Raw genomic sequence first — 10,638 nt, 5'->3', positions numbered from 1 at the left:
TCCAGTTAGAACCGATGGATAAGGATTTTGTTGACAAGATCGGCGCTGCCCCGAAAACTAAATACGGGAAGCCGTTCTATAATATGGAACGGAGGGAGGATGACATGGCTCAGATACTGGCGCGGCGCGACATGGGCGCCGAGGCGCCCCGGGAAACCGTGACCGCAGCCGCCGGCGGGCGCGAGGTGATCGGCGCAGGCATCGAGATCCGGGAGATCACCAAGAAATACGGGGCGTTCCTGGCCGCCGACCGCATCAGTCTGGACATCGAGCCGGGCGAGTTCATCACGCTGCTCGGCCCGTCGGGCAGTGGCAAGACCACGCTTCTGAACCTGATCGCCGGCTTTCACAGGATCGACGGGGGCCAGATCCTCGTCGATGGCAAGCCGGTGCAGCACGTGCCCACGCACCGGCGCGGCTTCGGCATGGTGTTCCAGAGCTATGCGCTGTTTCCCAACATGACCGTGGCGCAGAATGTCGGCTTCCCGATGCGGATGGCCGGGATGGATCGCGCGACCACGGACCGCCGCGTCGCCGAGACGCTGGACATGATGCGGCTGTCCGAACACGCGGGGAAATCGCCCGCGCAGATGTCGGGCGGGCAGCAGCAGCGCGTCGCCATCGCCCGCGCCATCGTCATGCGGCCGCGGGTGGTGCTGATGGACGAACCGCTGAGCGCGCTGGACCGCCGCCTGAGGGAATCGATCCAGATCGAGCTGCGCGACCTGCACCAGGCCCTGGGCAGCACGATCCTGTTCGTCACCCACGACCAGTCCGAGGCGCTGACCATGTCGGACCGGATCGCGGTGATGGATGCCGGCCACATCGTGCAGGTCGGCCGCCCGACCGAGATCTATCGCCAGCCGCAAAGCCGGTTCGTGGCCGGCTTCGTCGGCGAGAGCAACCTGATCGAGGCCGAGGTCGTGGCCCGGCGCGAGGGGGCGCTGACGTTGAAGATGCCCGGCGGCCAGATCTTCGAGGCCGAGGCGCGCGCGATCGTTCCGGGGCGCATCGCCACCGTGCTGGTCCGGCCCGAGCGCATCGCGCTGCACGAGGCCGCGCAGCCCGGGACCATGCCGGCCACCGTCACCTCGGCCCTGTTCCTGGGCGAGGTGCTGCGCATCGAGGTCGCGCTCGAGGACGGGCAGACGCTGCTGGTGCGCTGCACCGACACGGCGGCGCGCAGCCTGCCGCGGATCGGGACGCGGGTGCATGTCGGCTGGGGGGCGGCGGATTGCTGGGTGCTGGCATGACCGATGCCGCCGCCCCGCCCCGTCTCTCGCCCCACCTGCCGCCCACCCGTCCGCCCGCCACCGTGACCGCCACGGGGCCGGGGCTGTCGCAGCGGCTGACGTCGCCCGCGCTGCTGCTGCTGCCGGCGGTGCTGTTTCTGGCCGTGATCTACCTGATGCCGCTTGTCGACCTGACGCGGATCAGCTTCACCGGCCCCAGCTGGTCGGCGCATTTCGAACGCGTCTTCGCGACGCCGCTCTATTTCGACTCGCTCGTCCGCACGATGCAGATCGCCTTCACCGTCGCCTGCCTTTGCGCGGTGCTGGGCTATCCGACCGCGCTTCTGATCCACCGCAGCCGCGGCAGCGTGCAGATGCTGGTCGCCGTGGCGGTGATCCTGCCCTACTTCATCGCGATCCTGATCCGCACCTATGCCTGGATGGTGCTGCTGGGGCGCAACGGGCCGATCAACAAGCTGCTTGGCACGCTGGGGCTGATCGACAGCCCGCTCGCGCTGCTGTTCAACCGCGGCTCGGTGCTGCTGGGGATGACCGCGGTGCTGCTGCCGATCATGGTGCTGAGCATCTATGCCAGCGTCGCGCGCCTCGACCAGAGCCTGACGCGCGCGGCGCTCGCCTCGGGGGCGGGGCCGCTCGCGGTGTTCTGGCGGGTGCTGCTGCCGCTGACCTTCCCCGGCATCGGCGCGGGCTTCCTGCTGGTCTTCGTCGCCGCGCTCGGCTTCTTCATCACGCCGACGCTGCTCGGGGGCCCGGGCGACCAGATGTTCGCCATGCACATCACCCAGCAGGCCGATTCCGTGACCGGCGAGGGGTTCCTGCAGGCGCTTGCGGTGGTGCTGCTGGTGATCACGCTGGTCACCGTCGGCATCGCCGGGCGGCTGATCGGCTTCGAGTTCATCTGGGGCGGCGGCAAGCTGGACGAGATGGCCAGGCGCCCGAAGGCGCGCGCGGCACGACGGTCGCGGCGTGGCCCCGGCACGCTGCTTGCCGATGCGCTGGGCTGGCCGCTCTTGCGGCTGATGGGGCCGCTGCTCGCGTCGGCGGGCCTGTGGACGGTGCGGATCATGGGCGGGCTCGTCGTGGCCACGCTGATGGTGCCGATCATCGTGGTGATGGTGATCTCGTTCAGCAAGGCAAGCTACCTCACCTTCCCGCCGCCGGGCTGGTCGCTGCGCTGGTACGAGAAGTTCTTTTCGGACAGCAACTGGATGGACGCGTTCTGGAACTCGCTCGGGATCGCCGCGCTCTCGGCGCTGATCGCGGTGACGCTCGGGGCGACGGCGGCGATGGGGATCGTGCGCAGCCGGATCCGCTGCAAGTCGGCGCTGATGCTGCTGCTGGTCAGCCCGATGATCGTGCCGCCGGTGGTGTTGGGGCTGTCGCTCTACAGCCTGTTCCTGCAGCTCGGGCTCGTGGGGACGCACCTCGGGCTTGCCGCGGCCCATGCCGTCGGCGGGATCCCGATCGTCGTGGTGATCGTCGCGGCCTCGCTGCAGGCGGTGGACCGCCGGCAGGAGCAGGGCGCGGCCGTGCACGGCGCCGCGCCGTTGACCGTGTTCCGGCTGGTGACCCTGCCCGCGATCGCGCCGGGCCTGGCGGCGGCGGTGTTCTTCGCCTTCCTGCATTCCTTCGACGAGCTGGTGCTGTCGCTGTTCCTGTCGAGCCCGCGGATGAAGACGCTGCCGCTGATGCTCTGGGCCGACGTGAACTACCAGCTGAACCCGGTGCTCGCCGTCGTCTCGACGCTCGAGGTGCTGCTGGTCGTCGGCGGGATCATCCTGTGCCGCCCGGTCCTGACGCGGGGCCAGGCACACTGACGTTCGACCCACAAATTCCAGAGGAGGAGATGGAATGCGTGCTTTTGAAGCAAGCCGGGGCCTTGTGTCGTCCCTTGCGGTGATGTCGCTGCTGGCGGGGCCCGCGCTCGCCGAGGGCGAGGTGGTGATGCAGGACCCGGGCGGTGCCTATGGCGACGCCCTGCGCGAGGTGATGTACGACCCGTTCGAGGAGGAGACGGGCATCGACGTCGTCACCGTGCAGGAGGCGCGGTCGGGTCCGCGGATCAAGGCCCAGGTCGAGGCGGGCAAGACCGAGTGGGACCTGACCTTCATCTTCGACCAGGAGACGAAGCTGCTGGGCGACTGCTGCCTGTCCGACATCGACTATTCCAAGCTGTCGCCCGAGGCGCAGGAGACGCTGGCGACGATGCCCGAGAACCTCAAGCGCCCGAAGGGCGTGGCGCTGCAGGTGATCGGGGTGGCCATGGTCTACAACACCGACACCTATGCCGACGACAAGCCGCAGAGCTGGGCGGATTTCTGGGACACCGAGCGGTTCCCGGGCCGGCGCTGCCTTCCCGCCTGGCCGCGCTTCGTGATGGAGGCGGCGCTGATGGCGGACGGGGTGGAGAAGTCGGACCTCTACCCGGTCGATGTCGCGCGGGCGCTGAAGAAGATCGAGGAGATCAAGCCGCACGTGTCGAAATGGTGGACGACCTCGGCCCAGGCGCCGCAGCTGCTGCTGGATGGCGAGGCCGACATGTGCATGGCCTATACCGGGTCGTCCTCGGTGCTTGCGCTCGAGGGCGCGCCGCTCGAGGTCGAATGGAACCAGGGCTTCGTCTACTACGACTTCTTCGCGATCCCCAAGGACGCGCCGAACTACGACAACGCGCTCAAGCTGCTGTCGTGGCGGCTCGACGCGACCCGCGCGGCCGAGCTGACCTCGGCCTACCCGGTCGCGCTGCCCTCGCGGCTGGTGTTCGAGGCCGCCGACCCCGAGCGCAGCAAGTACTGGGCCAACAACCCGACCAACCTTGCCAAGGCGATCGAATGGAGCCCGGACTACTGGGGCGCGATGGCCGAGAGCGGCACCATGACCAACGAGGAATACGGTCAGGAACAGCTGAACGCGCTTCTGGCCAAGTGAAACGACGTGCGGGCCATGGCATCGCGCCACGGCCCGCGCTATGGCAGACCGATCAGCGAGCAGGCCGGGCAGCTAAGCAGGCCGGGCAGCAGGCAGGCCGGCATCGAGCAGGCGGGCACCGATCAGGCGGGCACCGAGCAAGCGGGACGTATGGACAAGGCATTCATCAAGGGCCTGCGCCTGATCGAGGCGTTGGCATTCAGCGACCAGCCCCGCGGCATTTCCGAACTCGCGCGCGAGCTCGAGCTGACCAAGAGCAACGTGCACCGGCTGCTCGCCACGCTGATCGACCAGGGCTACGTCCGGCAGGTCCCGCCGATGAGCCATTACGAGCTGACGACGCGGATCTGGGAACTGGGCAACCGCGTGTTCCGGCGCATGGACCTGACCGAGATCGCCCGTCCCGCGATGCTGCGGCTGGCCGAGGCCACCGGCGAGACCGTGCACCTTTCGGTGCTGCAGGGCACGGAGGTGCTGTATCTCGACAAGATCGAGAGCGCCCACCACGTCCGCGCCCATACCAGCGTCGGCGCGCGCGCGCCCGCGCATACCGTCGCCACCGGCAAAGCGATGCTGGCGCAGATGCCCGAAAGCTATCTCGACCGCTTCGGCCAGACGCTGGAGCGCTATACCGACACCACGCGCACCACGATCGCCGAACTGCGCGAGGACATCCGCATCGCGCGCGAGCAGGGCTATGCGCTGGTGCCGGAAGGCGAGTGGCGCGAGGGCATCGCCGCCTGCGCCTGCGCGATCCTCGACGGCTCGGGCGAGCTTGCCGGCGCCATCGGCATGTCCGGGCCGGACTCGCGCATCAAGCGCAAGCAGCTCAAGGAGCTGGCGCCGCATGTCGTCGAGGCCGCGCGGATGATCTCGGCCGCGCTGGGCTACGTGCCGAAACCCTAGGGCGGGCCGGGACCGACCGCGCCGGTCCCGTTGCTGCACATACCGCACCGCGCGGCGCCAGTGTGCGCGGCCATGGCGCGCCCGGCGCTTGGCGGCGCGATGCCGCCGGGCGCGGGGGTCAGATCACGTCGTCATAGGCGAAGATCGCGGGCATGCCGCCGGTGTGCAGGAACACGCTTGGCCCCTCGAGCCGCCCTTCCTGCGCCAGCGCGATCAGCCCGGCCATCGCCTTGCCGCTGTAGACCGGGTCGAGGAAGATCGCCTCAAGCTCGGCGACCGTCTGCAGCGCGGCGCGCATCGCCTCGGTCGGCTGGCCATAGCCCGGGCCGACGAAGCGGTCGTCGACAAGGATCTCGCGTCCGGCCGCGCCGGCAAAGGCGGGAAGGCTGCGGGCCCCCTCGGCGACCAGCGCGCCGACCTTCGCCGCAAGCTCGGCCGCCGACGACGCGACCGAGATGCCCAGCACCGGGATCGCGGTGCCCAGCACCAGCCCCGCCTGCGTGCCCGCCGACCCCGAACCGGTCACGATCCGTGCCGGCGCCAGACCGATGGCGGCGGCCTGCTCCTCGATCTCGGCCGCGGCGCGGGCATAGCCCAGCGCGCCCGTCAGGTTCGACCCGCCGACCGGGATCGGGTAGACCCGCGCCCCCCGGGCCTCAAGCTCGGCCACGGTCTCGGCGAAGGCGGCGGCCCCGTCGCTGCCCGCGGGCAGACGGCGGATCTCGGCGCCCAGCAGCCGGTCGAGCGCGAGGTTCCCGCCCCGGTCATAGGCGGCGGTGCGCCCGGCGACGGCCTCGGTCAGGACCAGCACCGCGCGCATTCCCAGCCGGGTCGCGGCGGCCGCGGTCTGACGGGCATGGTTCGACTGCAGCGCGCCCGCGGTCACCACCGTGTCGGCGCCCGCGGCCTTCGCCTCGGCCATCAGGTATTCCAGCTTGCGCACCTTGTTGCCGCCGCCGGCAAAGCCCGTGAGGTCGTCGCGCTTCATCCAGATCTCGGCGCCCAGATGCGCCGACAGCCGGTCCAGCCGCTCGAGCGGGGTGGGCAGCTGCGCGAGCAGGACGCGCGCCGCCCCCGTGGTGTCGGTGTGGTCCTTCATGCCTTGATCGCCTTTCTGTCGGTCCTGCGCCCGGCACTGCCGGCCGTCGTCGTCGCGTGTGTCGTCCGGTCCCGGGCCGAACCAGGGTCCGGACCGGGGTCCGTTGCGGGGGGCGTGCCCATCCGCGCGGCCATGCTTTTCGCGCAGATGAAGCCCATGGTCATGTGCGGCCCGATCGTGGTGCCCGCGCCGATCGCGCGGGTGCCGATCGGGTTCGCCATCGCGTTGCCCGCGGCATAGAGCCCGCCGATCGCCTCGCCCTCGGTGTCCAGCACCCGGCCCTCGGCATCGGTGCGCGGCCCGCCCTTGGTCCCGAGGATCGAGCGGTTGACCGGCATCGCGTAATAGGGCCCGCGATCGGCGATCCCGCCGAGGGCGGCGTTCGTCTCGCCGTCCTTCCAGTTGCCCGAGCGGAAGCGTTCCCAGACCGGCTCGCCCCGGTGGAAGTCGGGGTCGCGGTTCTGCGCGCAGTGGCCGTTGAACCGCGCCACGGTGGCGGCGAGCGCCGCGGGATCGAGCCCGATCTGGCCCGCGAGCGCCGCCAGCGTCGGCGCCTTGCGCACCCAGCCCGGCGCGCGCAGCGCGTACCAGGCGAAGGGACGCGACTGGCGCAGGAACCGCCCGTCGCAGATCACCCACGCGGGCAGGTTCAGCGGCTGGCCGTCCGCGCCGCGGCGGTTCAGGTGGTCGCCGAGGTTGTAGTCGTATTCGCTGGCGAAGCGCTGCGCCTGCCCGTTGACGATGATCCCGTTCGGCCCGACATGCCAGGCCACCGGCATGCCATGCGCACGGCCCTCGTAACGCGTGGGCAGCGCGGGGTGGACATTCGCCTCTTCCATCTGGTCGAGCGCCGCGCCCGCCGCCTCGGCCAGTGCAAGGCCGCCGCCCGCGTTGGTGTCGGGGGTGCACAGCCAGTCGGTCTGCCCCGGGAAGTGCCGGGCATAGCGGTCGCGGTCCCATTCGAAGCCGCCGGTCGCGATCAGCACGCCGCGCCGGGCGCCGATCGTCCGGCCGTCGGCCAGCGTGACGCCGGTGACCCGGCCGCCTGCCTTCGTCAGCGCGCGCACGGTGGTCTCGGGCCGGATCGCGACGCCCCTGGCCAGCGCGCCGCCGATCAGCCCGGCCATCAGGGCCGAGCCCTGGCCGCCGGAATTCGTCAGCCAGCGGCGCAGCAGTTCGGGCCCCATGCTCAGCACCGTGCGCACCGGCCGCTTCCAAGGATTGGGCGAGAACATGTCGTGGTAGGTGAAGAGATGCGGCAGGGTCGAGCGGCGCAGCCGCTTCGCGAAGGGCCCGGCATGGCGGCGCGGCAGCGCCAGCGGCGAGACCATGCGCCCGCGCCGCTTCGCCCCCGGCACGTCGATCGGATCGGGTTCGGGCGTGATCGCGAAGGTCAGCGGCGTCTCGGCCTCGACCAGCCTCAGCATCGGCCCGGCGGCATCGGCCAGCGCCTTCCACAGCGGGCGGAAGCGGTTGCCAAGCTCGGGGCCAAGCGCGTTCTCGTAATAGGCCAGCGCCTCGTCCGGGCTGTCCGCGATCCCCTCGGCGGCGGCGAGGTGGTTCGCGGGCACCCAGGTGCCGGCGCCCGACATCGCGCTGGTCCCACCGACGAGGCGGCTTTTTTCAAGCACGACCACGGACAATCCCTCGGTCGCCGCGGTCAGGGCGCAGGTCATGCCCGCCGCGCCGGAGCCCAGCACGATGACGTCGAATTCCTCGTTCATTGGTGAAACTGCCTGTTTATTCATCTTGTATGATCTCTTGGCCGGTGCCCGGGCCGCGGCGGGGTTGCCGGTGCCGGTCGGCGCGGTACGGGCTGGGGCCCGGGCGGCAGCGATCGCCGCCCTGCCGCCCGCGGGTCGCGCGGGCCCTGGACGACGCATGGACACGAGACTTCCCGCCCGCGGCTTCGACAGCACCGATCTCGACGACGAACGGCTGGGCCTGATCGTCGCCTTCATGGCGGTGGTGGACGCGGGCAGCTTCGCGGCCGCGGCGACGCGGCTGCGCCAGACGCCCTCGACCGTCAGCCGCAAGGTCGCACGGCTTGAGGAACGGCTGGCCGTGCGGCTGCTGAACCGCACGACGCGCAGCCTCGCGCTGACCGAGGCGGGCGCGGTCTACCTGCGCTACTGCCGCTCGATCTCGGAACTTCTGGGCGCGGCCGAGGCCGAGGTCAGCTCGCTCTCCAGCTCGCCGCACGGGCTGGTGCGGGTGACGCTGCCCGTCGCGTTCGGCCAGCGCCATGTCACCAAGCTTCTGGCCGAATTCCTGGAGATCTATCCCCGCATCGAGATCGAGGCCGCGTTCAACGACCGCTTCGTCGACATGATCGCCGAGAACTACGACCTGTCGATCCGCATCGGCAACCTGCCGGATTCGAGCCTCGTGGCGCGCAAGCTGACCTCGAACCGCCGGCTTCTGGTCGCGGCGCCGGTCTATGTCGAGCGCTTCGGCACCCCGGCCGAGCCCGCCGACCTCGCCCATCACGACTGCATCCGCTACCTGCTCTATCGCTCGTCGGGCAACATCTGGCGCTTCAGCCACCGCGACAACCCGCGGCGCGAGCAGACGGTGAACGTCGTCGGCTCGTTCCGCTGCGACAACTCCGAGGCGGTGAACACCTTCGCGCTGTCGGGGCTGGGGGTGGGGATCGTGGCAGACTACATCTGCCACGACGCGCTGGAGCGGGGCGAGCTGGTGCAGCTGCTGCCCGACTGGCGGGTGGTGCCGGAATCGGGGATCTACGCCTGCTGGCCGGGCACCCGGATGCTGATGCCCAAGGTCCGCCACCTGGTCGATTTCCTGGGCGCGCGGCTGTCGCAGCAGACCTGGTCGCGCTTCGGCTGAGCGGGGGGCGGAGGCGGGGCGCATCAGTAGCGCCCCGTGAAGACCGGCCGCGCGATCGCGGCGCGGACATGGTCGATCATGGTGATGAAGTCGAAGACCGGCAGGCCCGTCGCCTTCTGCACCGCGGCCGAATAGGGCGGCAGGTTCGAGCATTCCAGCAGCAGCATCCGGATCCCGGGGTGCCTCTCGACCAGAGCCGTGGCCACCGCGACCGTCTCGGCCTCGACCTGGTCGGTGTCGAGCCGGCCCTGTTCGTCCAGGATCGCCTCGCGGAAGCCGGGGCAGTCCTGCATCCCGGCCACGCGCACCGTGCGGTCGCGCCCCGGCCAGGCGCGGTCCAGCACGCCCGCGTTCATCCGCTCCTCATGCGCGCAGACAAGGCCGATCTCGGCGCCCGGCGGGATCAGGCTGCCCATGAATCGCAGCTGCAGCAGGCTCGACATCATCACCGGCACGCTGACCGCCGCGGCCACCAGGTCCTGGTAGGCCAGCATGTAGCCGCAGTCCGAGGTGATCGCCTTGACCCCCTCGCGCTCCAGCTTGCGCGCGGCGGCGACCATCGCGTCGATCGCCGCCGTCTCGCCCCGTTCGACGAGGCTCTCGATCGTCACGCCCTCCACCGTCTCGTAAAGCACCGGGTAGCCGTAGGTCGAGGCATTGCCCACGTCGCCGGGCGGGAACGGGTTGAAGCATTCCATCAGGAGGATCCCGATGTCGTGCCCATAGCTCTGGGCGCCGCGGCGTCCGTGGTAGATCGGCATGGAGCGCTCCGGTCTCAGGCGTCGGCCGCGAGGGCTTCGAGATAGCGGAACGGGTCCGAGTTGAAGATCGCGCCGCCCGCGACCAGCAGCGTCGCGCCCGAGACATAGGCCGCCACGTCCGAGGCGAGGTAGACCGCGGCGCCCGCGACGTCCGAGGGCTGGCCGATGCGGCCGAGCGGGTAGAACTTCGAGCGGTCCTTGATGATCTCGGGGGTCGACAGGAACGGGGCCACCAGCGGCGTCTGCACCACGCCCGGCGCGATCGAGTTCACGCGGATGCCGAAGCGGCCCAGCTCGGTCGCCAGGGTGCGGGCGATGTGGGTGATCGCCATCTTGGCCGCGCCATAGCAGCCCTCGCCGCCGGGGCAGGCGTTGAACGCGTCGAGCGAGGACATGAAGATCAGGCTGCCGCCGGTGCCGCCCTGCTTCATCGCCCGCGCCGCAGCCTGCGCGCCGTAGACATAGGACGAGACGTTGAGCGCCCACATCTGGTCCAGCGCCTCGGGCGTCACGTCGACCCAGTCGACCATCGCGCCGTCGATGAAGCCGCCGGCATTGTTGACCCAGATGTCGACCTTGCCGAAGGCGGCAAGGGCCGCGTCGGCCAGCGCGTCGATCGCGGCCTTCGAGGTCACGTCGGTCGGCACGGCCAGCGCGGCGCCGCCCGCGGCCTCGATCTCGGCCTTCAGCGCGTCGAGGTCGGCGGCGCTGCGCGCGGCCAGGACCACCTTGGCGCCCTGTTCGGCATAGGCCAGCGCGATCGCGCGGCCAAGGCCCTTGCCGGCCCCGGTGACGACGGCGACCTTGTCGGTGAGGGTGAAGTTCATGGGAGGTCCTTTCG

Annotated in this window: 9 protein-coding genes; 5 read left to right on the top strand and 4 right to left on the bottom strand. The window is 70.5% G+C overall.

Annotation, left to right across the window (positions count from 1 at the left end; genetic code table 11):
* The first annotated feature begins 104 nt into the window (after positions 1–104).
* The 4 genes from V8J39_RS14045 (at position 105) to V8J39_RS14030 (ending at position 5,087) form a co-directional block, all read left to right on the top strand.
* On the top strand, positions 105–1,253 hold the full coding sequence (locus V8J39_RS14045; protein WP_336461552.1) for an ABC transporter ATP-binding protein: 1,149 nt from the start codon (positions 105–107) through the stop codon (positions 1,251–1,253).
* Complete coding sequence (locus V8J39_RS14040) at positions 1,250–3,070, top strand: ABC transporter permease subunit (protein ID WP_336461551.1); 1,821 nt, start codon at positions 1,250–1,252, stop codon at positions 3,068–3,070. The genes V8J39_RS14045 and V8J39_RS14040 overlap by 4 nt, the downstream gene beginning before the upstream one ends.
* Positions 3,071–3,104: 34 nt before the next feature.
* Complete coding sequence (locus tag V8J39_RS14035) at positions 3,105–4,181, top strand: extracellular solute-binding protein (protein ID WP_336461550.1); 1,077 nt, start codon at positions 3,105–3,107, stop codon at positions 4,179–4,181.
* A 150-nt stretch (positions 4,182–4,331) separates the two neighbouring features.
* Positions 4,332–5,087 carry an IclR family transcriptional regulator gene (locus tag V8J39_RS14030; protein ID WP_336461549.1) on the top strand — a complete coding sequence of 252 codons (756 nt, stop codon included), beginning with the start codon at positions 4,332–4,334 and terminating at the stop codon, positions 5,085–5,087.
* A 118-nt stretch (positions 5,088–5,205) separates the two neighbouring features.
* On the opposite strand, the gene V8J39_RS14025 is transcribed toward V8J39_RS14030, so the two are convergent.
* On the bottom strand, positions 5,206–6,186 hold the full coding sequence (locus V8J39_RS14025) for a D-cysteine desulfhydrase family protein (RefSeq protein WP_336461548.1): 981 nt from the start codon (positions 6,184–6,186) through the stop codon (positions 5,206–5,208).
* The gene (locus V8J39_RS14020; protein ID WP_336461547.1) at positions 6,183–7,934 is read right to left on the bottom strand and encodes an FAD-dependent oxidoreductase; all 1,752 of its coding nucleotides are present in this window, start codon (positions 7,932–7,934) and stop codon (positions 6,183–6,185) included. Before V8J39_RS14020 ends, V8J39_RS14025 begins: the two co-directional genes overlap by 4 nt.
* A gap of 133 nt (positions 7,935–8,067) precedes the next feature.
* Here V8J39_RS14020 and V8J39_RS14015 point away from each other — a divergent pair, with 133 nt between their 5' ends.
* The gene (locus V8J39_RS14015; protein WP_336461546.1) at positions 8,068–9,036 is read left to right on the top strand and encodes a LysR family transcriptional regulator; all 969 of its coding nucleotides are present in this window, start codon (positions 8,068–8,070) and stop codon (positions 9,034–9,036) included.
* A gap of 23 nt (positions 9,037–9,059) precedes the next feature.
* On the opposite strand, the gene V8J39_RS14010 is transcribed toward V8J39_RS14015, so the two are convergent.
* Together V8J39_RS14010 and V8J39_RS14005 are read right to left on the bottom strand one after the other, a co-directional pair.
* Positions 9,060–9,797, bottom strand: a complete 738-nt coding sequence (locus V8J39_RS14010) for an aspartate/glutamate racemase family protein (RefSeq protein ID WP_336461545.1) — start codon at positions 9,795–9,797, stop codon at positions 9,060–9,062.
* A 14-nt stretch (positions 9,798–9,811) separates the two neighbouring features.
* Positions 9,812–10,624 carry an SDR family NAD(P)-dependent oxidoreductase gene (locus tag V8J39_RS14005; protein WP_336461544.1) on the bottom strand — a complete coding sequence of 271 codons (813 nt, stop codon included), beginning with the start codon at positions 10,622–10,624 and terminating at the stop codon, positions 9,812–9,814.
* Positions 10,625–10,638 lie beyond the last annotated feature (14 nt).

The sequence above is a fragment of the Frigidibacter sp. MR17.24 genome (assembly GCF_037095655.1).
Lineage (GTDB): Bacteria > Pseudomonadota > Alphaproteobacteria > Rhodobacterales > Rhodobacteraceae > Frigidibacter.
The sequence above is the reverse complement of the archived record's forward strand: the minus strand, read 5'-3'. Positions and strand labels throughout refer to the sequence as shown.

Coding starts and splice junctions, on each gene's coding strand:
- V8J39_RS14045 (WP_336461552.1), top strand. CDS start 105: ATGGCTCAGATACTGGCGCGGCGCGACATGGGCGCCGAGGCGCCCCGG.
- V8J39_RS14040 (WP_336461551.1), top strand. CDS start 1,250: ATGACCGATGCCGCCGCCCCGCCCCGTCTCTCGCCCCACCTGCCGCCC.
- V8J39_RS14035 (WP_336461550.1), top strand. CDS start 3,105: ATGCGTGCTTTTGAAGCAAGCCGGGGCCTTGTGTCGTCCCTTGCGGTG.
- V8J39_RS14030 (WP_336461549.1), top strand. CDS start 4,332: ATGGACAAGGCATTCATCAAGGGCCTGCGCCTGATCGAGGCGTTGGCA.
- V8J39_RS14025 (WP_336461548.1), bottom strand. CDS start 6,186: ATGAAGGACCACACCGACACCACGGGGGCGGCGCGCGTCCTGCTCGCG.
- V8J39_RS14020 (WP_336461547.1), bottom strand. CDS start 7,934: ATGAATAAACAGGCAGTTTCACCAATGAACGAGGAATTCGACGTCATC.
- V8J39_RS14015 (WP_336461546.1), top strand. CDS start 8,068: ATGGACACGAGACTTCCCGCCCGCGGCTTCGACAGCACCGATCTCGAC.
- V8J39_RS14010 (WP_336461545.1), bottom strand. CDS start 9,797: ATGCCGATCTACCACGGACGCCGCGGCGCCCAGAGCTATGGGCACGAC.
- V8J39_RS14005 (WP_336461544.1), bottom strand. CDS start 10,624: ATGAACTTCACCCTCACCGACAAGGTCGCCGTCGTCACCGGGGCCGGC.